This window comes from Streptomyces sp. NPDC001407, assembly GCF_042895325.1.
Taxonomy (GTDB): domain Bacteria; phylum Actinomycetota; class Actinomycetes; order Streptomycetales; family Streptomycetaceae; genus Streptomyces.
The window spans coordinates 33420-58271 of the sequence record NZ_JBIAWF010000029.1 but is presented as its reverse complement, the minus strand read 5'-3'; the positions used below and the strand labels follow the sequence as shown (position 1 = coordinate 58271).

At 72.3% G+C, this 24852-nt stretch carries 22 protein-coding genes and 1 pseudogene; 7 read left to right on the top strand and 16 right to left on the bottom strand.

Features of this window, described 5'->3' with window-relative positions:
* Nucleotides 1-236 precede the first annotated feature (236 nt).
* Nucleotides 237-1106 carry an aspartyl/asparaginyl beta-hydroxylase domain-containing protein gene (locus ACFY1P_RS30400; protein WP_390752445.1) on the top strand — a complete coding sequence of 290 codons (870 nt, stop codon included), beginning with the start codon at nucleotides 237-239 and terminating at the stop codon, nucleotides 1104-1106.
* A gap of 45 nt (nucleotides 1107-1151) precedes the next feature.
* Nucleotides 1152-2096 (top strand): DMT family transporter, encoded by a 945-nt coding sequence (locus ACFY1P_RS30395; protein ID WP_361527336.1) that lies wholly within the window; start codon nucleotides 1152-1154, stop codon nucleotides 2094-2096.
* A 9-nt stretch (nucleotides 2097-2105) separates the two neighbouring features.
* Here ACFY1P_RS30395 and ACFY1P_RS30390 read toward each other — a convergent pair whose 3' ends face one another.
* From ACFY1P_RS30390 to ACFY1P_RS30365, 6 genes are all read right to left on the bottom strand, one after another.
* Nucleotides 2106-2975 (bottom strand): LysR family transcriptional regulator, encoded by an 870-nt coding sequence (locus ACFY1P_RS30390; protein ID WP_361527334.1) that lies wholly within the window; start codon nucleotides 2973-2975, stop codon nucleotides 2106-2108.
* A 473-nt stretch (nucleotides 2976-3448) separates the two neighbouring features.
* A complete protein-coding gene (locus ACFY1P_RS30385; RefSeq protein ID WP_390752444.1) occupies nucleotides 3449-4138 on the bottom strand; it encodes a hypothetical protein in 690 nt (229 codons plus the stop codon).
* 537 nt (nucleotides 4139-4675) lie between these two features.
* Nucleotides 4676-5098, bottom strand: coding sequence for an aspartate 1-decarboxylase (panD, locus tag ACFY1P_RS30380; RefSeq protein WP_390752443.1), 423 nt, complete (start codon nucleotides 5096-5098; stop codon nucleotides 4676-4678).
* A 97-nt stretch (nucleotides 5099-5195) separates the two neighbouring features.
* A complete protein-coding gene (locus ACFY1P_RS30375) occupies nucleotides 5196-6752 on the bottom strand; it encodes an ATP-dependent DNA ligase (protein WP_361527328.1) in 1557 nt (518 codons plus the stop codon).
* Nucleotides 6753-6794: 42 nt separating this feature from the next.
* Nucleotides 6795-8420, bottom strand: a complete 1626-nt coding sequence (locus ACFY1P_RS30370) for a carboxylesterase/lipase family protein (RefSeq protein ID WP_390752442.1) — start codon at nucleotides 8418-8420, stop codon at nucleotides 6795-6797.
* A gap of 396 nt (nucleotides 8421-8816) precedes the next feature.
* Nucleotides 8817-9002 carry a hypothetical protein gene (locus tag ACFY1P_RS30365; RefSeq protein WP_361527324.1) on the bottom strand — a complete coding sequence of 62 codons (186 nt, stop codon included), beginning with the start codon at nucleotides 9000-9002 and terminating at the stop codon, nucleotides 8817-8819.
* Between the two features lie 339 nt (nucleotides 9003-9341).
* Between ACFY1P_RS30365 and ACFY1P_RS30360 the strand changes: the two genes are divergently transcribed.
* The gene (locus ACFY1P_RS30360) at nucleotides 9342-10229 is read left to right on the top strand and encodes a helix-turn-helix domain-containing protein (RefSeq protein ID WP_361527322.1); all 888 of its coding nucleotides are present in this window, start codon (nucleotides 9342-9344) and stop codon (nucleotides 10227-10229) included.
* 67 nt (nucleotides 10230-10296) lie between these two features.
* Here ACFY1P_RS30360 and ACFY1P_RS30355 read toward each other — a convergent pair whose 3' ends face one another.
* A complete protein-coding gene (locus ACFY1P_RS30355) occupies nucleotides 10297-11604 on the bottom strand; it encodes a YhgE/Pip family protein (protein ID WP_361534859.1) in 1308 nt (435 codons plus the stop codon).
* 131 nt (nucleotides 11605-11735) lie between these two features.
* On the opposite strand from ACFY1P_RS30355, the gene ACFY1P_RS30350 reads away from it, so the two are divergent.
* Together ACFY1P_RS30350 and ACFY1P_RS30345 are read left to right on the top strand one after the other, a co-directional pair.
* Nucleotides 11736-12428, top strand: a complete 693-nt coding sequence (locus tag ACFY1P_RS30350) for a MerR family transcriptional regulator (RefSeq protein WP_390752441.1) — start codon at nucleotides 11736-11738, stop codon at nucleotides 12426-12428.
* A gap of 216 nt (nucleotides 12429-12644) precedes the next feature.
* Nucleotides 12645-13583, top strand: a pseudogene (locus ACFY1P_RS30345) (CoA transferase); the annotation flags it as partial.
* 25 nt (nucleotides 13584-13608) lie between these two features.
* Here the strand turns inward: ACFY1P_RS30345 and ACFY1P_RS30340 are convergent.
* Nucleotides 13609-13824: a ferredoxin gene (locus ACFY1P_RS30340; protein WP_361534850.1), complete on the bottom strand. Its 216-nt coding sequence runs from the start codon at nucleotides 13822-13824 to the stop codon at nucleotides 13609-13611.
* A gap of 3 nt (nucleotides 13825-13827) precedes the next feature.
* Nucleotides 13828-15018 carry a cytochrome P450 gene (locus ACFY1P_RS30335; protein WP_361534847.1) on the bottom strand — a complete coding sequence of 397 codons (1191 nt, stop codon included), beginning with the start codon at nucleotides 15016-15018 and terminating at the stop codon, nucleotides 13828-13830.
* A 273-nt stretch (nucleotides 15019-15291) separates the two neighbouring features.
* Here ACFY1P_RS30335 and ACFY1P_RS30330 point away from each other — a divergent pair, with 273 nt between their 5' ends.
* Nucleotides 15292-15582, top strand: coding sequence for a hypothetical protein (locus tag ACFY1P_RS30330; protein ID WP_390752440.1), 291 nt, complete (start codon nucleotides 15292-15294; stop codon nucleotides 15580-15582).
* A gap of 69 nt (nucleotides 15583-15651) precedes the next feature.
* Here ACFY1P_RS30330 and ACFY1P_RS30325 read toward each other — a convergent pair whose 3' ends face one another.
* The 7 genes from ACFY1P_RS30325 to ACFY1P_RS30295 all read right to left on the bottom strand — a co-directional run bounded on the left by ACFY1P_RS30325 (nucleotide 15652) and on the right by ACFY1P_RS30295 (nucleotide 24457).
* A complete protein-coding gene (locus tag ACFY1P_RS30325; RefSeq protein WP_361535454.1) occupies nucleotides 15652-15939 on the bottom strand; it encodes a hypothetical protein in 288 nt (95 codons plus the stop codon).
* On the bottom strand, nucleotides 15939-17717 hold the full coding sequence (locus ACFY1P_RS30320) for a peroxidase family protein (RefSeq protein WP_390752439.1): 1779 nt from the start codon (nucleotides 17715-17717) through the stop codon (nucleotides 15939-15941). Before ACFY1P_RS30320 ends, ACFY1P_RS30325 begins: the two co-directional genes overlap by 1 nt.
* Before the next feature lie 51 nt (nucleotides 17718-17768).
* Entirely contained in the window at nucleotides 17769-19205 is a 1437-nt protein-coding gene (locus ACFY1P_RS30315) for a hypothetical protein (RefSeq protein ID WP_390752438.1), read from the bottom strand.
* Nucleotides 19202-20626: a cytochrome P450 gene (locus ACFY1P_RS30310; protein WP_390752437.1), complete on the bottom strand. Its 1425-nt coding sequence runs from the start codon at nucleotides 20624-20626 to the stop codon at nucleotides 19202-19204. Before ACFY1P_RS30310 ends, ACFY1P_RS30315 begins: the two co-directional genes overlap by 4 nt.
* Nucleotides 20623-22026, bottom strand: coding sequence for an FAD-linked oxidase C-terminal domain-containing protein (locus ACFY1P_RS30305; protein ID WP_361534648.1), 1404 nt, complete (start codon nucleotides 22024-22026; stop codon nucleotides 20623-20625). The genes ACFY1P_RS30310 and ACFY1P_RS30305 overlap by 4 nt, the downstream gene beginning before the upstream one ends.
* A gap of 57 nt (nucleotides 22027-22083) precedes the next feature.
* Nucleotides 22084-23688 carry a benzoylformate decarboxylase gene (mdlC, locus tag ACFY1P_RS30300; protein ID WP_390752436.1) on the bottom strand — a complete coding sequence of 535 codons (1605 nt, stop codon included), beginning with the start codon at nucleotides 23686-23688 and terminating at the stop codon, nucleotides 22084-22086.
* Between the two features lie 313 nt (nucleotides 23689-24001).
* On the bottom strand, nucleotides 24002-24457 hold the full coding sequence (locus ACFY1P_RS30295) for an SPW repeat protein (protein ID WP_361534654.1): 456 nt from the start codon (nucleotides 24455-24457) through the stop codon (nucleotides 24002-24004).
* Nucleotides 24458-24682: 225 nt separating this feature from the next.
* On the opposite strand from ACFY1P_RS30295, the gene ACFY1P_RS30290 reads away from it, so the two are divergent.
* Nucleotides 24683-24838 (top strand): hypothetical protein, encoded by a 156-nt coding sequence (locus ACFY1P_RS30290; protein WP_361534657.1) that lies wholly within the window; start codon nucleotides 24683-24685, stop codon nucleotides 24836-24838.
* The last annotated feature ends 14 nt before the right edge of the window (nucleotides 24839-24852 follow it).

Sequence of the window (24852 nt, the reverse complement as noted above, 5' to 3'; positions counted from 1 at the left end):
TGAGGGCGAACCCCGTCTGCGAGCGGCCGCTCTTCCGCCAAGAGTCGGGGGTGAAGAGCGGGTGCCTCAACAACCGGGGGACATGCATGGGTTGCCGAAACGGAAGGACCGGCCCCGGCTCCCGATGGATATGTGCGGCGTGCATGCAGCATGCACAGAACGCACTTAACCTTCTGGCGCCACCTGGATACGTTTGCCGCTGAGCGGAAGGAACTCGTCCTGAACAAGGGGGAATCGTGACCTCGTTCATCCTCGGGAAGATTGGCTTCGACGATGCCCGGCTGGCGGCCGATGTGGCGGCCCTCCGGGGCATGGAGAAGAGCAAGGAGGCGTACGACGAGTTCACCAGCGGCTTCTGGAAGAACGTACCGCTGTGGAACGAGTCGGGCGACGCGCGCGACGGCATGTTCAGGGACGTCGACTCCCCGGCGAAGCCCACCGAGCACGCGAGGCTCATTCCCTATCTCACCGAGGTGATCGAAGAGAACTTCGCGGTCGGGCATCTCACCATGGTGCGCGGCCGGGACATCGTGGACGCGTCGATGATGCCGCACAAGGACTTCCTGGAGCTGTCCGGGGACGCGGCAGGCCAGTTCCGGGTGTTGATCGTGCTGGAGGACAACGAAGCGACCTTCAACTCCGACGAGGAGAAGGTATTCCGGATGCGCAAGGGCGAAGTGTGGTTCCTCGACGCCGCCGGTGTGCATTGCGCGGCGAATTTCTCCACCGACAGCCGGGTCTCGCTCTGCCTCGACTTCTCGTTCGACAAGCCCTTTACCCCCGCTGATGTCTTTGCCTCGCCGGACCGGTACACCCCCGGACTGGAACCGCTGTTGATCAAGCGGCAGCCGCTCCCGGACGGTTTTGCCATGGACGTGCGGCGCATTGCCCCTGCCTGCACCCGGCACAACTTCCGGGACATCGCGTTCGGACTCGCCAAGCTGCACTTCACCTACGATGTCCCGGCCGCCGACTGCTACGACTGGCTCCTCGAGATAGCGGAGCGCACGGACGACCTGGCGATTCTGGCGAAGGCGGAGCGGGCGAAGGACTTCTATGTCATGGACCGTGCGATGCACGAGAGGTTCTCCTTCACCGCTTGGTGATCGACCATAAAGATCATCGGGATCCGTTGCCAGAGAGAGACGACCGTGAGCCGTGACCCACAGCAGAGCACTCGCAGCGTGCGGGGGGAGCGGCTGCTCCATGCCCCCGCCGACCGGCGCGGCCGCGGTGCGCTTCCTCCGCTGGAGATCGCCTTGCTGGCCCTCGCGGTGCTCGGCATCTCTCTCTCCGCGCCCCTGGCGACATACGCGGCGGCGCCCGCGCTGGCCATCGCGTTCTGGCGCAATGTGATGGCCAGCGCGGTCCTGATGCCGCGCGTCGTGACCGGCCGGAACCGATGGCCCGGCAAGGCGGACCTCGCGCTGTCCGCGCTGGCCGGCCTTTTCCTGGCCGCGCACTTCGGGACCTGGATCCCGAGCCTGAACATGACGTCAGTGGCGGCTTCGACGGCTCTGGTGTGCACCACGCCTCTGTGGACAGGCGTGATCGCCAAGGCGAGAGGACGGTCCGTATCGGCGGCGGCCTGGGGCGGCATGCTGCTCGCTCTGGTGGGTGTGACCGTCGTGAGCAGTGTCGATGTCGGATCGTCGTCGCGCGCCATCGTCGGCGACGCGCTGGCCCTGGTGGGCGGGGCGTGCATGGCCGCGTATCTCACGGTGGGGGAGAGCGTCCGCAGGCGGGTCGACACCGGTACCTACACGGCCGTTTGCTACGGCACGGCCGCGGTGGCCCTGCTCGTCGCCTGCTTGGCGACCGGCAGTGACCTGATCGGGTTCGACACCCGGACGTGGGCCGCCCTGTTCGGCCTGACCATCGCGGGACAACTCGTCGGTCACTCTTTGCTCAACCGCTCCCTCAGCGTGGTGAGCGGGTCGACGGTTGCGGTCGTCTCCCTGCTGGAGGTGCCCGGCGCGTCGTTCCTCGCGGCGATCCTGCTCGGCCAGGCGCCGGCCCTGCCGGTGTACCTCGGCGTCGCCGTGACCCTCATCGGCGTGTACATCGTGATCCGGGCCGAGTCCAGGGCGAGTTGACGGGCCCGCCTATCCCCTCGCTCCGAGCGCGCGGAAGGCGTCGGCCACATGACGGACGAATGCGTCGAGAGCCGGATGGCTGCCCGGAGACTTCCAGGCCAGATGGAGGGCGACTGCCGGTGCGTCCACCAACTCGATGTACGAGATCGCGGGGAGAGGGGACATCCCGGCGGTGGAGGTCGGGGTCAGGCCGATGCCTTTGCCCGTCGCGATACCGAAAAACCAGTCTTCGTAGGTTTCGACCCGCACGATTTCCCGGGGAGTGTGCGCCGGTTGCCATAAGCCCGAGAGGTCCGTATCGGAAGCGGTATTGACCACAAGGGACTCGCTCTCCAAATCCCGCAGGTGCAGGGCGCGTCGGGCGGCGAAGGGGTGATCGGCCGGAACCGCGACGTACAGCCTCTCGCGCAGTAAGAGGCGGGTCCGGATGGAAGGGATGGCCGGAGGCTCGCGGATCAGTCCGATATCGACGTTCCCGTCGGTGAGTCCCGCCAGGCGGTCGTCCGTCCGGCGGGTGTTGATGGGAAAGCCGGGGTGCTTCCGTTCCCAGGATCTGACGACCGTCAGCATGCGCTCGTCCAGCGTGGACCACATGTAGCCGAGCCGCAGAGGGTGGTCGACCGTGTGGACGGCGTCCAGGGCCCGCTGGAATTCCTCTACTGCCGAACGGGCGTGAGCCAGGACGAGATGGCCCACCCGGTTGGGCTGTATCGAGCCTGAGTTCCGGTCGACCAATTCGCAGCCCACGTGCTTCTCCAGCTGCCGGACGGTCCGCGAGACGACAGGCTGGCTGAGCATCATTCTTCTCGCCGCGCCGGTGAAGCTGCCTTCTTCGCAGAGCGCGATGAATACGCGCAGGTGCCGAATCTCGACCGACAAGGGATCGCCTCCCGAGGCGCGCTACGGATCCTTTGAGTGCATCATGAAGTGATCGGTGGCAGGCGATCACTGTATGTGCCTGCTCGATACCGCATCAAGATCGGCAGGGGCGCCGGGAGCGTGCCCGGTTGCGTTTGCGCGGATGGTCCAGTTTGGGCGACTGTCGCTGTCTGTGCTCGATTCCTCGAAGTCGTACTCAAAGCGCCGTCGGAGACAGCGTGTTGGCGGTGTGGTTGGCCTCGAACCCGAGGGTTTGCACGTGAGTTGAACTGGACAGGAGCCGACGCAGGTCCCCGTGGATCCACGTCTTCCGCGCTCCCCGGGCGCCGCACCGCCGTCCAGGCGCGGCGGAAAATGTGCCCACAGTCCAGCAGATGGCGGATGAGCCGCGGGCTCCGCACCAGGCCCGTTCGTCTGCCTGCACCCGGCCCGTCGCGCTCAGCGGGTTGTCGAGCCGGCCACCGCCTACGCCCTCACCCCCTCGCCCCGCCCCCTCCCGCCATCGCTCCCAGCTCCGCGCGCAACCGCCCGTACCGTTCCTCCATCGCCGGTTCCGCCGCCGGGCCGGCGCTCAGCAGGCGTTCGTACAGCAGGACGCAGCGGGCCAGGGCCACCGGTCGATCCGACGGCTCGGCCGTCGTCGTCCCCCGTGCTGCCACCTCGGCGGCGCCGCGGCAGCGCGTGCCCTCGTGGACCAGGGCCTCGGCCAGCCTGACCGAGGCCGGGAGCCCGGCGGGCGTCGCGGCGAGGCACTGGCGGTCGATCACGGCGACGCCGAGCGCGGTCGCATCGGTCGGCGGGGCGCCGAGCAGGGTCACTTGGGAGACCGTCGCCCGGAGTTCGTCGAGCATCTGCGGCCATACCGCGGCCAGCAGCCGGACCGCCGACGCGAACGTGGCACGGTCGGCGGGCTGCCAGGAGTCGGACAGTTCCACCGGCCACTCCACAGGGCCGTCCGCCGGGCGCGCCGCCGTGTTCAGATGCTGGGCAAGCTCCCGCGTGAGCGTCCGCTCGCGGGCGGCCTGCGCGGCGGCCGGGTGGAGCGGCAGGGGCAGTTCGGGCGGCGGGCCGGGCAGTCCCGCCTGCTCCAGCGCGTTCAGCAGCACGCGCCGCAGGGTCTCCTGGTCGGCACGCGCCGAGGAATGGTCGGGGTCCAGGTCCAATGCCGTTCCTTCGCTCAGGTCTTCTGCCCGGGGGTCCCGAGCGGCGGCACCGGTTCCGCGGCCGCCCGCCGTGAACGATATGACGCTGCCCGGCCATCGGAAAATCGGGTGGCGAGATGTCGTCATTCCGGCGAACAGTGCCGGTCAGCGGGGTGCGAGCGGCGGGGGTCTGGTTGGACCAGGCGCCTGCGGGCTCCGAGCCCAGGACGAGCTCGGGGTCGGTGATGCGCTTCATCCGGGCGAGGCGGTTGGAGCGGTCGCGGGCCTTGTCCATGGGGTGGACGGTGTCGCCCTTGACGGTCACCGGACCGGGCTTGCCGGGCGCCTGGGCCGCGGCGGCGGACAGCTCCACGGCCGCGCCTGCTCTGAGGAGTTGACAGTGAGCGGATCCAAGAGGTCTTCAACAACCGCGGCCGAAGACGACGCGAGAGCTGCCGGCGATGCTCTACAACACGCCGCCCGACTTCGTCCTCGACGGGATCGCCGAATGTGCCCAGCCGACGTGAACGCCAACGGCTGACGCCGGGCCCCCGGCCCTCAGCTCCCGGCCGTGCCCACCGCGTGCGGGCTGCGCCGGGTGCCGGGGGCGGGGGCCGACGGGTCCGTGCCCAGGGTGACGATCCGGTTGTCGGCGTCGACGTGCACGACCTGCGGCAGGAGGGCGCGGGCCTCCGCGTCCTCGACCTGCGCGTAGCTGATGAGGATGACGAGGTCCCCGGGGTGCACGAGGTGGGCGGCGGCCCCGTTGACCCCGATCACCCCGGACCCGCGCTCGCCCTCGATCACATAGGTCTCCAGCCGCGCGCCGTTGTCGATGTCGACGATGTGCACGAGCTCGCCGGGCAGCAGATCGGCGGCGTCCATCAGATCGGCGTCGATGGTCACGGACCCGACATAGTGCAGATCGGCGTGGGTGACCGTGGCACGGTGGATCTTGGACTTGAACATGGTGCGCAGCACGCTGAGTCTCCCTGCTGGTGGGGTCGCGCCCCCGTGGGGTACGCGCCGTCGCAAGCCAGGGTAGCGTCCGGCGCTTCCTCGTACGCCGTGCCCCCGCTCACACCGGGCCCGCACCACCGCCCGCATGCGCCGCCCGCACCCCCTCCACCGTGTCCGCCTCCGACGGCCTCTTGTCCTCGCGGTAGCGCACCACGCGGGCGAAGCGGAGGGTCAGGCCCGCCGGGTAGCGGGTGGAGCGCTGGATGCCGTCGTAGGCGATCTCCACGACCAGTTCCGGGCGGACCCGGACCACGAAGCCGTCGTCGCTGACGGCCAGCTCGCGCAGGCGTTCCGTCTGCCAGGTCAGGAGGGCGTCGGTGAGGCCCTTGAAGGTCTTGCCGAGCATGGCGAACGAGCCGTCCGCCTGCCGGGCGCCCAGGTGGAGGTTGGAGAGCTTGCCGGTGCGGCGGCCGTGGCCCCACTCGGCGGCCAGGACCACCAGGTCCAGGGTGTGGACGGGCTTCACCTTCAGCCAGGAGGCGCCGCGGCGGCCCGCGCTGTACGGGGCGGCGAGGGCCTTGACCACCACGCCCTCGTGGCCGCGCCGCAGGACCGCCTCGGCGAAGTCCCGGGCCGCCGCCCGCGCGCCGTCGTCCGAGGGGTCCGCGACGACCAGCCGCCGTACGCGCAACGGCTCCGGCACCACCTGGGCCAGCTCCGCGTGGCGCTCGGAGACCGGCAGGGCCAGCAGGTCGCGGCCGTCCACGGCCAGCAGGTCGAAGAAGACGGGGGAGAGGGGGACGGTGAGCGCCGCCCCCGCCACGTCCAGCCGGGAGCCCACCCGGCCCGCGATCTCCTGGAAGGGGCGCGGCCGCCCCGTGTCGTCCAGGGCGATGATCTCGCCGTCGAGCACGGCCCGCCCGGCCGGCAGCTCGCGTGCCACCCGGGCCAGCTCCGGCAGCCGCCCGGTGATCTCCTCCAGGGTGCGGGTGAAGATCCGTACGTCGTCGCCGTCCCGGTGCACCTGCACCCGGATGCCGTCGAGCTTCTCCTCCACCGCGCACGGCCCGAGCCGGTCGAGTGCCTCGTCGACGTCCTTGGCGGTCTGCGCCAGCATCGGCAGCACCGGGCGCCCCACCTCCAGCCGGAAGCCGGCCAGCGCCTGCGGGCCGCTGGCCAGCAGCTCCCGGGCCACCGCCGCTGGGGAGCCGCCGAGCATCACCGCCCGCCGTACGTCCTCGGGCGGCGCGCCCGCTGCGGCCGCGAGCCCGTCGACGGCGAGCGCGTCCAGGGCGCCCTGCCGCAGCTCACCGCCGAGCAGGCCGCGTAGGAACCGCTGTTCCTCCGCGGTGGCCGCGCCCATCAGCGCGTCGACGAGCCGTTTGCGCTCGGCCCGCGCGCCCTTGCCCGCGACCGCCGCGAACGCGTCGACCGCCCGGTCCACGTCCCGGACGGTCAACGACGGCGCCGCGGCGGGCGGCGGGGCGTCGCGCAGCACGCTCCAGCCGATCCCGACCCTGCCCTGCGGCAGCCGCCCCGCCAGATAGGTGATGACGACCGGCGCCTCGTCGGGGCCGGCCGCCCGGAAGAGACCGGCCAGCAGGCCGGTCTTCTCCGACCGCGAGCTCGTCGCGGCGACGGCTGCGGACACACGGGCGATCTCGGCCAGGAGCATGCCCTCATCGTGCAACGGCGCCGCGCGCCGCGCAGGGCGGGATCACGCCTGGTGCGCGTCCCAGAAGGCGCAGTGGTGCTCGGCGCCCAGATCCACCAGCCGGATCCCGTCGGCACCCGGAGCCAGGCTCTGCACCAGCGGCGCGTCGCTCCGGAAGGCCGTCCACCGCGGCGCGCCGGGGAGGTCCGGGCGCGAGGTGTGCGCGAAGCGGGTCCAGTAGCCGACCATCCGCTGCGACAGCTCCTGCTGCTCCGCCGTGAAGGCCGGTTCCACCGGGATGTCGAAGAGGTACGGCAGCTCGAAGGCGTGCGCGGCCGCGTACGGGAAGTCCTTCACCTTCGGGAACCCCGGGATCACCGGCGGGTTCGGGTCGCTGAACTCGTAGCCGTAGGTGGGCACGTGCGCCGCCAGCGCCCGGTCGGCGCGCAGGGTCGTGCACGTCCACACGCGGTCGGTGAGCGCCGCGGACCAGGCGAGCGCGGGCGAGGGGTACTTCGCCGCGGGGTAGAGCTCCTCGACGGCCGCCGCCGCGGTGCCGAAGGTGCCCCGCAGCCGGGCGCGGTAGACGTTCGCGTCCGGGATGGGGTGGTCGGCCAGCGACAGGGCGACGAAGAGCCGCATCTCGTCGTGGTTGGTGCCCTGGACGACCGGCACCCGGTGGAAGCGGCCGCTCTCCAGCGCCCGTTCGGGCCGCTCGGGCAGCAGCGCGTTCCCGTAGGAGACGAGCGAGAACTTCTGCGTCAGCTCCGGCGTCACCAGCTTCGCCACCGGCAGCGCGCGCAGACAGCGCAGCGCCTCGGCCCCCGGCACCAGGCAGCCCAGGGAACGGGCGGCCGTGGCGCCCGCGTCCTGCACCCGGCTCTGCGGCACCCAGGGGCTGTACGCGGCGCCACCGGGGTCGACGGCTCCGGCGGGCATACCGGTCATGCACGACCCGCTCTGGATCACGGCCTTGTGGAAGAGGCCCGCCGAGGTGGGGGAGATCAGGTGGGCGCAGGTGCTGAGCGCGCCCGCCGACTCACCGAACAGCGTGACGTTGCGCGGGTCGCCGCCGAAGCGGGCCGCGTTGGCCCGCACCCAGCGCAGGGCAGCCTGCTGGTCGGCGAGGCCGTAGTCGGGTGCTCCGCCGAGTGCCGGGTGGCCGAAGAAACCGAACACGCTCAGCCGGTAGTTGACGGTCACCACGACGGCGTCACCCCGCACCGCGGGCCGCTGCGCGGCGTAGTCGCTGCCGCCGCCCGAGGTGAAGCCGCCGCCGTGCACCCAGACCATGACGGGCCGGCCCCGGCCCGCCGCGCGTCCCTTCGGCGCGGTGACGTTCAGATAGAGGCAGTCCTCCGAGCCGAGCACCTTGCCGGGCTCGTCCGGCGCCACCTGCGCGCAGCGCGAGCGGGGCGCGCCCGCGTCGCGTACGCCCTTCCACTTCGCCGCGGCGGCGGGGAGCTGCCAGCGCCGCGCGCCGGTGGGGGGAGCGGCGAAGGGGATGCCGTCGAAGGTGTCGTACGTGCCGTGCGCCACGCCGCGTACCTGCCCGTGGTCGGTGGCGACGACGGGTCTCTCCGGAGCTCTCGCCTCTCCGGGCGCGGTGGCGACGAGGGCGGTGAGCAGGGCGAGAAGTACGGTGCCGAGCAGGGTGCTTCGGAGTCGCTGGAAGGGGAATTCCGGCATTCAGGGTGCCCTTTCACTGGGACCGGGCGCAGGGGGTTGGCCCGGGCGCCCGGAATGTACCCAGAAGGTCCCATGTACACCTGTTCTGCTTGTCCCTCGTCCTGGCCTGGGGTGACGGTGCACGTCCAGGCGCTTGTCCGACCGCGGGAGGCCCCGGTGACGGCTTCGGGGTGTGTCGCGGACCGACACACCCCGAACCGGTTACGGATGCCTGCTACCCGGGACGCCTTTCCCCGTCGCGCAGGATGTGGAAAGCGAGCCACCGGTGGCACCGTCCGCATTCCGACCACTCAGCGACCTTCCAGTTGCCGTTGCAGCTCCGGACGAGTTCGGTGTGGGTCGAGCGCGAGGAGATCTCCCCGCAATGCGGGCATGCCGCCACGAGTTCGCGCGATGTCATCGCCGGCCCCTCTCGCCCGGCCGTACGCCGACCAGGAGGGAGGTGACCGCCGGCAGCAGCCATTCCTCCTGGAGAACGGCCGTCCGGGCCGAGGGGGACATCACCAGTACGACGCCCAGCACCAGCGTGGCCACGAAGGCCACGCTCGTACACGGCAGGTCTATCCTGAAGTCGACGAGCACGAGGGTCTCCTTGTGTTTGAGCGGAGAGGCCGCTCCCTGCTTCCGCCCAGAAGCATCAGGGGGCGGCCTCGGCTTGTGTCGTAGGGCCTCGAAGCGGGCCTACAGTGCGGCGGTTCGACGGATCACATGGGTGGCGGCTCCCTTCGCTCACCGGCGCGGCCGGCGGTGGCCGCTGTCCCGAGTCTGGAGCGAGGCCCTGCCAGGGACAACGGCTGGGAGACACGCGTAGAACACCCCGGACGAAGGGGAACACTCCCGAACGCTGGCGGAGTTGCGTAGCACTGGCGGACAATGACGGTCCATCGGCACCGTTCTGTGCCGTTCACGGGGGTGGACACCATGCCTGGCCAGCGGTCTGCGTCAGAGCCGCCGGAGCCCCAGCTCGCCTTCGCGGCCGAGTTGCGCGAACTCCGGCGGCGGACCTTCAAGAAGCCGACCGAGGAGGCGCTCGCCCGGAGAGTGGGGTGCGGTCGCAGCACCGTCTCGGCGATCCTGAACGGACGACGATTCCCGAGCTGGGAGCACACGGCGGCCTTCGTGGAGGCCTGTGGTGAGGATCCGTCGAGGTGGCGCGACCGGTGGCTGCGGGCCTCCCGGCAGATCGAGGAAGCCTCCAAGGGCCTTCGCTCCTCGTTCCCGCGGCTGCCGCTCACCGGCGGACCGGAGGCCCCGGGAGAAGCCCTGCTGGCCGCGCACTGGTACCGGGACAACCGGGAGTTCTACGAGGCGGCCGCCGCCCGCGCCGGCCAGGCGCGCTCGGAGATCCGGGTCACCTACACGCGCCGCTACCCGCCCACGCAGTACACGACCCGGGCGTCCGCCGCGTACTTCCGGACCATCCTGGACTGGGCCGGCGAGGACAGCGACGACGAACGGAACGTACGGCGCATCATCGGCATCCCCGAGCGCGACGGGCTTCCCGACCCTGACATGTTCTCCTGGGCCCGTCAGCACTACGAGGACAGCAAGCACATCCTCAACTACGAGGCCGGCGTGCTGCGGTGGACCGCGGCGGCCGACGGCCTGAACATGGCGCTGATCGACGACAGCGTGGTGTTCCTGGCGTTCTCCGGGGGGCCGCGTCAGAGGCTCAACGGCTTCAGCGTGGAGGATCCCACGTTCATGACCTACTTCGCCTCGTACTTCGACCAGTTGTGGGCCGCTCTCCAGCCTCTGGGCGCCTACCTCGGCGAAGTGGACGGCAACCGCACCGACAAGCCTGTGTGAAAAGCGGACGTGCCCACCCCCTGGCAGGGGGTGAGCACGTCCGCTTTCCGGTGGTGACACCCGGCGATCAGACCGCCGCGGGCTCCGGTTCCGCCTCGACGGACTTCGCGGACGGCGGGACCCGGTGCAGGCCCTTGCGGTCGTAGAAGCGCGTCATGCCGAAGCCGAAGAGCGCGGCGACGACCAGGGCGATGCCCAGGGAGACCCACGCGCGGGTCAGGCCGGCGTCGGCCTGGGCGTCGTAGTAGAGGATCGAGCGCAGGCCGCCGGTGATCTGGCGCAGCGGCTCGAACTCCGACAGGAACCGGAAGAAGTCGGGCAGCGCCTGCAGCGGCACCGTCGAGCCCGAGGACGGGACGGCCATCGCGACGAAGACGATCGTCGAGAGCAGCATGCCCGGGAGGCCGAAGGCGCGCAGCAGGGCCAGGGCGCCGATGCCGACGACGGCGATGGTGGCCACGGAGTAGACCCACAGCAGGCCGAGGTGGGAGGCGTCCATGCCGAGGACGCCGACCGTGGCGAGCTCGACCAGGGAACCCATGAGCACGGAGAGGCCGACCATCAGGACGGAGTCGATGGCCAGGGTGCGCACCCGGCTCGTGTGGCGCAGGGGGTTGCGCTGGCGGAAGGGGCCGAAGTCGGTGTGCACATAGCCGAGGAAGGTGTCGACCTGGGAGATGAGCGCGTTGGCGCCCAGCATGCCGCAGACGACCAGGACCAGGGCGTAGTAGAAGGCGCTCAGGCCCATGGCGCTGTGGGTGCCGAGCGGATGGCCGTCGGCGACCTGGACGCTCACGGGGTCGGCGAGCATCAGCTGGGCGGCCGGGGCGAGCTTGGCGCCCTGGGTGTTCGCCTGCTTGAGGAGCTCCTTGCCGAGCTGGGCGGAGGCGCCGTGGGCGGCCTTCTGCGTCGCCTGGCTTGCCATGGAGGAGCCGAAGCTGCCGGCCGACTGGTTGGTGAGCACCGTGATCGTCGGGCGGACGGCCTTCGTCTGCTGCGGGCTGAGCAGCCCCGTCAGCGAGGCGGTGAAGTTCTCCGGCACGACGATCGCGCCGAAGAGCTTGCCCTGGCCGATCCGCTTGTCGGCCTCTGCCTTGTCGAGCACCTGCCAGTCGAAGCTGTCGTTGCCCTCCGCGGACTTCTTGACGCCGGAGACGACCTGGTCACCGGCGTTGAGGTGCTTGCCCTTGGCGACGACGGCACCCTTGTCCTCGTTCACCAGCGCGACGGGCAGATCGCGCAGATGGCCCTTCGGGTTGACGTTTCCGCCCACGTAGAGCAGGGAGAACAGGGCGGCGATCACCGCGAGGATGAGGCCCGAGCCGATCCACAGCCGCGGACTGCGGAGCGCGGAGGAGGGCGGAGGGGAAGACATGAACGCTCCGGTTCGATCACACAGGGTTACTAGATACTGAAGGTATCCAGTGCTGGAGAGTGACACTATCGGACGGGGGTGTCTGATCGCGACCGCGGGGTACCCGGCCACTTCACCGACGAGGAAGCCGCATGAAGATCTCGGAGCTCAGCCGCACGACCGGCGTGCCGGTCGCCAGCATCAAGTTCTTCCGCCGGGAAGGGCTGCTGCAGGCCGGCCGGGCGACGGCCGCCACGCTGGCCGAGTACGGCGACGAGCACGTCCAGCGCCTGCGGCTGATCAAGGCGCTGACCACCCTGGGTGGTCTGTCCATCGCCGCCACCCGCGAGGTCCTGGCGGCGGTCGACCACGCCGACAGCCCCGACGGCACCCTCAAGGCGATCAGCTACGCCCTGCCGGTGCCCGTCGCCCAGGCCCCGGCCGGGGGTGCCGACGAGGAGGCGGAGGCCGAGGCGATGGAGGCCGAGGCGGCCGCGGCGGCGGACGTCTCCGGGCTGATCGCGGCGATGGACTGGCGGATCCCCGGCAGCTCGCCGCACATCCACGGCCTGACCACGGCGCTCCGGGAGCTCCGGCGCCTCGACGCGGACTACCGCCCCGACCGCCTCGTCGCCTACGCGGAGCTGGCCCGCTCCATCGCCCGGCTGGACCTGGAGCGCGCGGCCGCCTTCGAGGACTCGCCGACCCTGGCCGAGCAGGCGGTCGTCGTCCTGGCCCTCTCCGGCCCCATGCTCGAACTGCTGCGCCGCCTGGCCCAGGAGGACCAGGTCCGCCGCCGGACGGCGTTCGAGGACGCCGACGCCGACGCCGACGCCGACGCGTAGCGCTCAGGGCTGGGCCGCGGGACGAGGCGGGCCGGATCCGCTCGACGAGCTCGCCGTCCGCACGGTGGCGAAGGGTGCCGCCTTTGCCCGCCCCCGCTGGCTCGCCGGGGACGGACGCGCACCGTAGAGTCCGAATTGCCCGCTAGCCTCCGCAAGCCGTATGTCACGCAGAGCCCGTGGCAGGACACCCCCGTCGACTGCACGCTGGTCAACGGCATGCCCCAGATGCTCGGTGGAAACGTGGGCGAACTCGGCAGCCACATCCTTCCGACCAGAGACGGCCGCCACTCCGTCCTGACCTCCCTCTACAGCTCGAACACCAAGCGGATCATGGAGCTGCTCGACAGCGGCACCCTGCCCCGCCGGCTCGAGCGGGCGACGTTGAATTGGGACGCCCAGGACCTGGAGAACGCCGCCCAGGACGCCGGTGTACCGCTGGCGATCTGCCGCACACGGCAGGAATACGAGGCGACCGAGCAGTATCAGCACCATGTCGGCACTCCGCTGATCCACATCGAGAAGATCGGCGACAGCGCCCCGGAACCGCTTCCCCCCGGCAGCCGCCCCCTTTCCGGGATCCGCGCCCTGGGCATGGTGCACGTGGTGGCCGGCCCGACCGTCATGCGCCAGCTGTCCGCCCAGGGCGCCGACGCGCTGAATCTCAACACGCTGAACTGGATCGAAGAGCCGACGCTGTACTGGCAGTGCCAGGCGGGAATCCGGGAGGCCTATCTGGACGCCCGCGTCGACGGGAACCAGAAGGCGGTCTACGAACTCGTCAGGGACTCCGACGTGTTCGTCGAGAACCTGCGCCCGGGGCTGGTCGCATCGCAAGGTTTCTCGGCGCAGACGCCGGCCCAGTACCGGCCCGGGATCATCTACGTGTCCGGCCGGCTCAACACCCCCAAGGGCCCGTGGGGCAACTGGATGGGGTACGACTTCACAGCCGCCGGACTGACGGGGATGTTCACCGACATCGGCAGCGCGGACCAGCCGCAGCTGCCGCACGGCGTCAACGTCGTATGCGACTTCCTGACGGGCTATCTCGGCGCGATCGGCGTGCAGGCGGCCCTGCTTCGCCGCGCGGCGGAGGGCGGCAGTTACAAGGTCACGGTCACCCTCGCCCAGACAGTCATGAGTGGCTGCCGCGCTGATCACGTCGCGGACGCGCGAGTAGACGCTAAGGGCGCGGCCCCACCGTCCGCGTGCCGTCCTTCACCGAAATCGCCAGCGCGGGACAGGACTCCGCCGCGTCCAGGACCGTCTCGTCGGGCGCGGTCTCACCGTGGCGCACCCGCGACCGCTCCTCGGACATCTCGAACAACTCCGGAGCCAGCGCCACGCAGATGCCCGATCCCAAGCACAGCTTCCGGTCCACCGACACCTGCCAGACCATCGCTCACCACCTCACCGGCATCGTGCGCGGCCCACGGACCAGCATCTCCGTCTTCCACTCGATGTCACCCGCCGCCTGGATGCCGGGCACCCGCGACACGAGCGCCCGCAGCGCCTCCTGGAGCTCCAGCCGGGCCAGCGGGGCGCCCAGACAGTGGTGCACGCCGTGCCCGAAGCCCAGATGCTGATTGCCCGTACGGCCGAGGTCGAGGGCCTCCGGCGTGCTGAAGCGCAGCGCGTCCCGGTTCGCCGCGCCGACCGCCACCAGCAGCGGCTCACCCGCGCGTACGAGCGTGCCGCCCACCTCGATGTCCTCCGTGGCGTAGCGGGCGAACGACGCGCCCACGCCGAGCGGCACGAAGCGCATCAGCTCCTCGACCGCCGTGGGGACGAGCTCCGGCTCGGAGCGCAGCCGTTCGAACTGCCCGGGGTGATCCAGCAGCGTGCACAGGAAGTTGGGGATCTGGCTCGCGGTCGTCTCGTGACCGGCGATGAGCAGACCGTCGATCAGATCGATCAGTTCCAGCTCGGTGAGCCGGTCGTCCACGTCGCGCGCCTCGATCAGCGCGGTCATCAGGTCGTCGGCGGGCCGCGCGCGGTGCGCCTCGACCAGCTTCGCCATGTAGGCGCGGAACTCCTCTCTGGACTCCGCCATCTCCTCCGTGCTCAGCGGGCTGGTCGACAGCGCGGCGTCGCTCCAGACACGGAAGCGCCCCTGGTCCTCGGCCGGCACGCCGAGCAGCCGGCAGATCACCCCGACGGGCAGGGGCAGCGCGAAGTCCTCCACCAGATCGGCGGGCGGCCCCGCCGCCACCATCCGGTCCAGCAGGTTCTCGGCCAGCTCACGGACGGCCGGCCGCAGCTTCTCGACCCGGTGCACGGTGAACGCCTTCGACACCAGGGTCCGCAGCCGGGTGTGGTCCGGCGGGTCCATCCCGAGGATCCCGGACTCCCGCCGCCCCGGCGTCCGGCGCGGCTCGTCGTGGTGCGCGGCCGCGGCCCGGCTGAAGCGGCGGTCGCCGAGCACGAGCCGGGCGTCGGCGTAGCGGGTCACGAGCCAGGCCGGCTCGCCGTGCTCCATCCGTACGCGCAGCAGCCCCTCGCCGCCGCGCGCACGCTCATAGAGCTCGGACAGGCCCAGGCCGGAAGCGTCGTTGAACGGATAGGCGGCGGGCTCGACATGTGCGGTGGTCATGCGTACCCCTTCCCTCGCGGGATGTGGCGCCATTGCCAACCTCACGGTAAGTGCCTTTGCGTGCAGAGGCCACGGTGCGTCGGATTCCGCTGAGCGCTCGCTCTGCCGCGCCGTCACGGAAGCCCCTTGCCGGTCAGTGGTACGAGGCGGCGGCCGGACCGCTCGCGGCGCGTGATGTCTCGCACACCCGGTGGAACGGCCGTAACCGCCCGCTGCCGCGCCGAGTTGTCGTCACGGAGACGATCCTCTACGGGACGGAGCAGTGGTACATCCATGAGCAAGCGCCAGAAAGGCCGTCGGCATCGCAAGGTCAACCGCACCCCGCGGCCTCGCGCCATGGCGGCGCCGCCGTGCCCGGCGGCGGTGGTGGTCCCCGAGCTCGGCAGGCACATGGCCCGTACGTGGGAGGGGCTGCGGACGTACGGCGCCGCGGGGGCCTCCCTGGAGGAGCTGGCCGAGGCGGTGGGCTATCAGGCGCGCACGGTCCTCAAACACGTGACCGGCTTCGCCGACCAGGGGCTGGCGGAGGCACGCGGCGACCGGTGGTACGCGCGGACCGGGTGACGCGGCGGGGCGATGACGCCGGGCGGGCCGGATCCTCCGGCCCGCCCGGCGTTCGCGCGCTTCACGACGTCACTCGATCTGCGTCGCCCCGCCGTTCTCACGGCGCCTGCGCTCCAGCGCGCGAAGCACCCGCTCGTGATCCGCCAGCGCGTCCGCCGCCCGCTCCAGGGACCGCGCCGCGGACTCCGCGCGCTCGGCGTGCCCGAGGATCTGCTTGCGCAGCGCCGCGCCCTCCGGGTCGGGGAGGCTCACCGTCATCGCGCCCGCGCGCAGCCGGCGCGCCTGGTCCAGCAGCTGGGTGGCCTCCGCGCGGACGGGCCGCGACCAGGGCGCGGCTCCCGTCTCGTTCCGCTCCATCAGTTGATCCCTCCGGGTCGCAGCATCCGCCAGGGCGAGAACGCGTTCCGCACCCCGTGCAACGGCCGCGCCAGCTCCGGGTGGTGGCGCAGCAGGACGTCGGTCATCCCGGTGCGGTCGATCCACTCCAGGCCCTCCGGGGTGTAGATCTCCGGCCGGTAGTCGGTGGTGAAGAAGCGGTCGCTCTTCAGCCGCCGGGACGCCATCAGCACGAAGATCCGGAACGCGGTGTCGCTGAACGCGAAGCCGCGCGGCCGGGGCTCGGCGTACATCCCGACCATGGTGTCGACGCGGTCCAGCCGCCCGTCGTACACCTCGCGCAGCTCCGCGGCCAGTCCCACGTTCCCGCCGGTCAGCTCCTCGAAGTCGGTCACCGGCGGCCGGTGCAGGGCCGCGCGGAAGGCGGTGTAGCGGGGGACGCCGCGCTCGCGGTCGCGCAGGATGTCCACCGTGCCCAGGTCGACCCGCTCTCCCGAGACGCGGGAGAGGTCGCGCAGGCAGTCGGGGTGATTGTGCAGGGTGATGTCACCGGGGTTCATGATGCCGAAGGAGTACAGCAGGTCCGACCAGCCCCAGCGGTCCACCGCCTCCCGGGTCGCGAGCGCCTGGAGCGGCTCGAAGCCCGTGCGCTCGATCAGCGCGCCCGTGCGGTGCGAGTGGATGGCGTACTCGTCCCGGATCAGCGGATGCAGCCGGTAGGAGGTCACGAACTCCTCGGTCATGGAGAACGGGGCCGTGTGGTGGTCGGTGGGCGAGCCCAGGATCCCGAAGAGCGTCTCGCCCCTGCCGAACCGCCCGACGCGGCTACGCACCCGGGCGGGCAGCACGCCGTACCAGTTGATGTGCATCGCCGCCCGCGTCACCGGCCGGTCGATCACCGCCGGGGTCCACTCCACCGTATGGATCTTCGCCATGACCGCCGCGTTGACCAGCCGGGCCGTCTGGAAGAGGCGCTCGTCGCCCCACGTGGGGTGCGCGGCCGCGATCCGGTCGCAGATCGCGTTGTGCTCCTTGGCGAAGAGCGTGTGCAGCAGGGACAGCCCGACCCAGTAGTTGTCGTTGAAACCGGTCAGGTCGATGCCGGACAGGCCCGGCCGCACCTCGTCGGGCAGCCGCCCGTCCTCGACGGCCAGCTTGCCGCGCTCACCGGTCCGCAGGGCCCGGCACCGCTCCTCGCTCGAACCGTAGATCTGCGAGCCGTCCCACCAGTGGCTGACGGTGTTCTCGTACGTCGGCGGGCGCGTCGCGTCGGTGTGCGGCACCGGGTCGCGGCGGGAGCGGCGGACGAGCATCGGGCAGGCGGGCCAGTCGTCGTCCGCCGCGAGAGGGACGTCCAGCGGCTCGTCCACGCGGTTGTCGCCGTGGCTGAACCAGCCGTGGTTCTGGAACTGGATCCACGCCGCGGCCAGCATGTTGAGTCCGGGCGCGGGCCTGAAGCCCGCCCGGCGGGCCAGCAGCTGCCTGCTGACCTCGCGCGGGCCGGGGCTGAACAGCCCCTTGTCCTCGGCCTCCGGGAAGGTCTCCGGCAGCGCGCAGTTGCGGTCGAAGCGGGTGCCCGCCCGGCCCATGTCGACGTCGTCCGGGTCATAGCCCGAACCGTCGTAACTGCGGTACGGCAGCAGCTCCGGGCTCGGCCTGCGGGGCCGCTCGCCGCCCGCGCCGTAGGTGTCGTGCAGATTGTGCGCGCGCAGCAGCTCCCGCTGTCTCTTGATCTCCAGGAGCGCGAGCGGGAACGGCCGGGAGTGCCACTCGCGGCGGGGGCGCGGTACGGGCGTCATCGGAAGGGCTCTCCATCGAAGGGGGATCGGGCCGGGGAATCCGTGCGGGGGTCAGCGGTCGTGGAGCCGGAGGACGACGGTCTCCTCCACCCGGCCGCGGTACGGCGCGAGCAGCTCGTCGACCTGGTCCCGCGCCTCCGGGACCACCTTGTCCAGCCCCTGCGCGTAGACGTCGACGTTGTGGCACTGGGGGAAGTCGTGCGTGGGGTCCGCCCAGGTGATCTCCAGCCAGTCGGCGGGCAGCGGGAAGACCGACACCGGGCTGCGGCCCTCCAGGCTGGGCACCACGTCGTGCTCGTTGACGATGCTGACGACCCGGGTCCGCGGATCGCGCGGGCGCTTGAAGTCGATCGGCGAGCCGACGGCGACGACGTGCGTCAGCCGCCAGCGGTCGGTGACCTGGGGCAGCTCGGCCAGGCTCATGGCCGTGACCCCGCCCTGGCTGTGCCCGATCAGCGCGACCTCCGCGCCGTCCGGCACGGTCAGCGCGAGGGCCTTGCGCACGGCCCGCGTGTACGGCGAGTCGTTGCGGCCCACGGCGGTGACGGCCCCCACCAGGTCCTGCGGGGTGGGGTTGCGCGGCAGCCCGAAGGCCATGCCGGGCAGCAGCGCCAGATAGCGGGTGATGCCGTCGGGGCCGGTGACGCGCTGGACGAGGGTCCGGCCGTCGTTGCCGAGTGCGGCCAGATTCCGCAGGTGGCCGGTGATGCCGCCGTCGAGGTCCAGCCCCGCCAGGAACTCCGGGTCCGCCGGCTCGGCCACGGCCCGGCCCGCGCCGCGGTCCCAGCGGGCCCACGTCCTGATGCCGATGCCGAGCAGCGGATCGCCGTCGGCCCGCGCACCCGTGACGATGCACCAGGCCGCCTCGTCGTTGAAGGGGTTCTCGTCCACGAGCGCGTTCCACGCCAGCACCTCGGCGAGAGCGGGCGCGAGGGCCGCCAGGGCGCGCTGGGCGCCCTGCGCCCGGACGTTCTGCCGGAGGATGCGCAGGGCCAGCAGCTGCCGGTCGGCGTCGATGGCGATCAGCAGCCGCCGCACCGGGCCCTCCTCGACGAACTCCGGGTGCCGCACCGCGCACAGCCGGATCCGGAGCTTGAGCGCGGCCACCGCCACGTCCAGCGCCAGGCTCCGCCTGCTGGTGAGCACCCCGCCCAGCCACGCGGCCCGGCCCACCCGCCCGCCGTCGGGCGCGTACCCGAGCCCGGCGGGGTCGACGAGCGTACGGGCCAGGGCGCCCACCGCGCGGGCGCCGCTGCGCGGCGACCGGCTCACCGACCTGAGCAGCGCGGGGTCGGTGGCCACGGCGGTCAGGGTCCGCCCGGCCTCCCGCACGATGCCCGCGGCCTCACTGAGCGTCCGGGCGAGAGCGGCGAGCTCCGCGGTGTCGAGGGCGAGGGGCTCCTCGGGCGCTTCCGGCGCGACCGCCGGGGTCACGGGCTCCGGTACGGCCTCCGGCTCCTCGGCCGGGACCGTGTTCTCCGCCGTCACGCGCCCTCCCCCTCCTCGGCCGGGTGCGCCGTCGCGCGGACACCGATGCGCAGCCGCGTCGCGTCGAAGGTCAGCGGCAGGGGACGGGACGGGCTCAGGCGGACGCCGGAGACGCCGAGTTCGCCGCCGCGCAGGAACTCCGCGACGAAGCCGGTGGCCAGCTGGATCCCCAGTTCCGTACCGCTGCACTGCGCCTCGCCCCGGCTGAACGGGCTGATCGCCCAGTCGTTCTCCGCCGTGCCGTCGAGCCACTTCTCCGGCGCGAACCGGTGGGCGTAGTCGATGCGTTCGCCGTCGCGCGCGTGGAAGCCGACGGGCACCAGGACGTTGACGCCGCCCGGCGCCACCACACCCCGCCAGCGGGTCTCCGCGGTCGTCCGCCGCATCAGGCTCGGCACGGGTGCCCACAGGCGCGCCGCATCCTGGACGCAGGCGCGTACGTACGGCATGTCGCAGAAGCCGGCCACCGTGCGGGCGCCGTGCTCGCGGTCCGCGGCCTCGACCTCCGCCAGGGCCCGCTCGTGGTGCCGTGGGTGCGTGGCGAGCAGGGCCAGCGCCTGCACGGTCGCCGCCTGCACCGCCGCCAGTGCCATGAACCAGTGCGAGAGCTGGGCCTCCGGCGCCGTCTCCGGACCCCGGGGCGCGGAGGCGAAGAGACCGGTCAGGCCGCGCGGGTCGGCCTCGGCCAGATAGCGGGCCTGGCGCTGCATCATGCGCCGCCTGGCCCGGCGGGCGCGGGCCGCGCGCCAGCGGCGGGCGCCCATCCAGTTGGCCTCGGCGAGCAACTCGCCCAGCAGCAGGGAGAACTCCTCGTCGTCCGCGGCGGCCTCGCCCAGGAAGCAGCGCCGCCCCACGCGATCGAACCGCTCGCGGAAAGCGGCCGCGTCGAGCCCGGCGAGCGCGCGCGGGCCGAGCAGGGCGGCGGCCTCCTCGCCGACGACCCGCAGGAAGTGGTCCGCGAGCCGGTGCACGGGGCAGCCGGCGTCCAGGACGGAGTCGTTGAACGCGCGGCGGACCGTCCGCTGCCCGCCGTGCGAGGCGACCAGCGCGTCGGGCTGCACCCCCGCGAAGCCGGTCACCTTCTCCCAGGTGTCGACCGCGTAGACCTCCACCGGCCCGGCCAGCACCTGCCGCACGTCCTCCGCCTCCAGGACGAGCAGCGTCGGGCCGGAGGTGCCGCGCACCATGACCGGGCCGCGGCCGTGCCGCCGGCGCATCCGCCGCATGGTGTCCACGGTGTGCCGGCCGGTGTCCAGCCGGGCGACGAGCGCCGCGACGCGGGGGCGGCCCCGGAAGACGCCCTTGAGGTAGTTGGGGAGGAGGTAGGTGGCGGCGAGCCGCAGGTTCTCGCCCGCGGAAGCGGTGGGCAGCGCGGTTCCGCGCTCCGTGCCGACGTCCGTGGTGCCGTAGAGAGGGATCATGCGAGGACCTTCCCGGGGTTGAGCAGCCCCTCGGGGTCGAGCAGCCGTTTGACGTCCTGGTGCAACCGCAGGCTGCGGGGCGGCAGTTCACGGGCGAGCCAGTCGCGCTTGAGGGTGCCCACGCCGTGTTCGCCGGTGATGGTGCCGCCCAGCTCCAGCCCGGCGGCCATGATCGCGTCGTACGCCTCCTTCGCCCGCCGGACGGCGTCGGCATCGGAGCGGTCGAAGACGACGGTCGGGTGGAGGTTGCCGTCACCGGCGTGGCCGACGGTGGAGATGTAGAGGCCGTACGCGCCGGCGATGTGCTCGATCCGGTCGATCAGTTCGGCGAGCCGGGCGCGCGGCACGGCCACGTCCTCGATGAACGCCGTGACATCGCCTGGCAGTTGTCCGGCGTGGGCGCTGACCGCGGGCAGCACCATCCGCCGGGCGTCGAGGACCTCCCGGGACTGCTCGCCGTCGGCCGCCGCCGTGACGGACAGCGCGTTGGCCTCCCGGCACAGTGCGGCCATCGCCCGTACGGCCTCGGCGGCGTCGGGCGCGTCGCTGGCCACGATCAGCGTGGCGGCCGCGCCGCCCTTGAGCAGCGGGTGGCCCAGCGCCGCGACCGCCTCGGTGGTCGTGCGGTCCATGAGCTCCAGGGCGGAGGGGACATGGCCCGCGCGGACGATCGCCGCCACGGCCGCGCCCGCGTCCGTGGCCGAGGCGAACCGCGCGAGCAGCGCCAGCGCGGGCGGCGGGGGCGGCCGCAGGGCCAGCGTGGCCTCGACGATGACGCCCAGGGTGCCCTCGGAGCCGACGAACAGCCGCGTCAGGTCGTATCCGGCGACGCCCTTGACCGTGCGCCGGCCCACGCGCAGCACCTCGCCGTCGGCCAGGACGACGGTCAGCCCGAGGACGTAGTCGGCGGTGACCCCGTACTTCACACAGCACAGCCCGCCCGCGCCGGTGGCGATGTTGCCGCCGATCGTGCAGCGCTCCCAGGAGGCCGGGTCCGGCGGATAGCACAGACCGTGCCCGGCGACCGCCGCCGCGAGGTCCGCGGTGACGACGCCGGGCTCGCAGCGCACCAGCCGGTTGGCCGTGTCGATCTCCAGGACGCGGTTCATCCGGACCATGGACAGCAACAGGCAGCCGTCTACGGCGTTGGCGGCACCCGTCAGCCCCGTGCGCGCGCCCTGCGGCACGACCGGAACGCCGTACGCGCGAGCCGTGCGGACCACGTGCTGGACCTGCTCGACGGTCTCGGGGCGCACCAGGACCGCGGGTCTGCCCGCCTCGCTGAAGGGCGCCGCGTCCCGGCTGTGCGGGGCGAGTTCGTCGTCCCCGGTCAGCACGGCACCCTCGGGCAGCGCTTCGGCCAGCGCCGCGAGCAGCGGCTTCTCGACGGATACGGTCATGGGCAACTCCAGGGCACGGTCAGGCACAGGTGGGGCGGGTGGAGCGGGGGAGACGGCTCACAGGGTGGGCGGCACGGTGGTGACCGGCGCCTCGATCAGGACGGGGCCGTCGGTGGCGGCCGTGGCCGCGGCAACCAGCTCGGCGAGGTGCGCGGCGTCCGTCGCGCGGTGCGCGGTCACGCCGTAACCGCGGGCGAGGGCGCACAGATCGAGCCCGGGGAGGTCCAGACCTGGCACCCCGGGAGTGTTCTCGAAGCGCCCGAACCACTTGAGGATCGCGTACTCGCGGTTCGCGGGGATCACGAAGGTGACCGGTGCCCGGCAGGCGGCCGCGGTCCACAGCGCGGTGATGGCGTACTGCGCGGAGCCGTCGCCGATCACCGCCACCACCGGCCGCTCCGGCCGCCCGAGCTGCGCGCCGACGGCCGCGGCGAGGCCGAAGCCCAGCCCGCCGCCGGTCGTGGTGAGGAAGGATCCGGGCCGGCCCACGCGGATCAGCTCGCGGAACGCCTGGAGGCTGGAGGGGGATTCGTTGACCCAGAGGGTCTCCGGCGGTGCGGCGCTCGCGACGGCGGCGAGCGCGGTGACCGCGGACATGGGCTCGGATGGCGCCTGCGCCGGGGGCTCCTGCCGGGCCACGGGGGCGGGGCCGTCCGCCTTCCGCACGAGCTCGGTGAGCCGTTCCAGCGTGGGCCGCAGGCCCGCGACGAGCGCGTCGCCGGCCGGGGCGCGCGCGGCCTCGCCGGGATCGCTGGTGAGCAGCACCAGTTCGGCCCCCTCCGGCAGCACCGGCCCGGCCACGTAGGGGTAGTAGCGGAAGACGGGCGCCCCCACCACCAGGACCAGGTCGTGCCCTTCCAGGGTCCTGGCCAGCGGTGCCAGCGCCGGGGGGAGTACGCCGCGGTAGTGCGGGTGGTCCTCCGGGAAGCCCACCCGTCCTTCGACGGGGGAGGCCCACACCGGCAGGCCGCGCCGCTCGGCGAGCGCGACGGCCGCGTCCCAGGCGCCCTCGGCGTCGACGGAACCGCCCGTCACCAGCACCGGGTTGACCGCCGCGTCGAGCCGCCGGGCGAGTGCCTCGATGGCGGGCTCGTCGGCCGCGGTGGCGTCGGTGACGTGGCGGCGTGCGACCTCGCGCGCGGCGGCGGCCTCCGCCTCGTCGAGCTCGACGTCGAAATCGTCCATCGGCAGCGACAGGAACACCGGGCCCCGGGGAGCGGTTTCGGCCATGTGGAAGGCGCGGGCCAGGGCCGCGGGCACGTCCTGGGCGCGGGGCGGCTCGTAGGCCCACTTCACGGCGGGCCTGGGCAGCAGCGTCGCGTCCACGTTCGTCAGCAGCGCCTCCATGGTCACCATGGCCCGCACCTGCTGTCCGGCCGTCACCACCATCGGGGTGTGGTTGGCCGCGGCGTTGAGGATCGCGCCCATGGCGTTGCCGACGCCCGGGGCGGTGTGCAGATTGACGAACGCGGTTGCCCCGGTGGCCTGCGCGAATCCGTCGGCCATGCCGACGACCACGGCCTCCTGGAGCCCGAGGACGTAGCGGAAGTCGTCGGGGAAGTCCTGGAGGAAGGGGAGTTCGGTGGAGCCGGGGTTGCCGAAGACGGTGGTCACCCCATGGGCCCGCAACAGCTCGAACACGGCGGCTCGTACGGTCGTCATGGCGCGCACCTCTTGGGATGGGAGTGACCGGGGAGAGGGGAACATTGCCCGTTCCCGTCCGGCGGAGTCATCAATTCCGAAGATCAGCCGGGTTTTCATTCCCAGGGGTGAACGCCCGTTTCGTCATGACCGGGGGCCTGGTGTAGGGGCCGTGGCGCGCGGGAGCCCCGCCACCCGGGGTGCGGGCGGCGGGGCCCCGGGGCGGTGGGGACGGCACGGATTCGGCCTGGTCCTGCCTGGACACCGAGAGCGGAGGCGGAGCGGGCGGGCGGCGGCACGGGGGCGCGCTCACCCGGCGCTTCCGCCCCGCTGCTCAGCGTCGCCGCAGTCCCGGCCGTGCCGCCGCCGCGCGGGACATCCCGAGGCCGGCCAGGGCCAGCGCGGCGAGGCAGGCCACCGCTCCCACGATGACGTTGCTGACGACGGCGCGCGTGGCGAACGCGTGCCCGGCGACGACCCACGGCGAGACGATCGTCCAGACGGCGATGCAGAGCCCGGCCCAACTCATGGAGTGGGTACGCTCGTAGGCGTGTCCGAAGCCCCCGGCGAGGCAGGCGAAGGCGACGCCGGTGATGAGGTTGTTGACGGCGAGGGTCGTCGCGCCGCTGAAGCCGGCGATCCAGGGGGAGGCGGCGAGATAGACGCCGCACAGCAGGGCGAGGGCCTCGACGCCCTGCGCGACGGGGGTGCTGGTCGTCTCCTCGGAGTGGGCGCGGAGCGCCAGGATGTCCGGGTGGTGTTCGATCCGGGGTGAGGTTGGGGCGGTCACGTCAGCCACCTTCTTCTTTCAGTGTCAGTTCGGACCTGCCTGCATTTTATCGTCAATGTCCCCTTTTGCCACCTGAATGGAGGTAGTTCATATCTGGCTATATCCGATGTGGTGGCTTCTGTTTCGACAGGTCACGCTGGGGAAACCCGGGCATCGCATTCCGGACGCCCGATCCGGTGGCGCCCTCGGGTGGACCAGGGGAACAGCGTGCGAAAGGAAGCCGTCGTGGAACAGCTGAAGACGCAGGGCGACCGCGTGCCGGGCCGGGCGGAGGGCCTGGAGGAGACCGTGGGGGCCCGCCGCGCCGCGCCGCGGGAGACACCCGAGACGACCAGCGAGGAGGCCGACCCGGAGTCGCACATCATCCGCGGCGTCGACTGACGGCGGCCACGGCG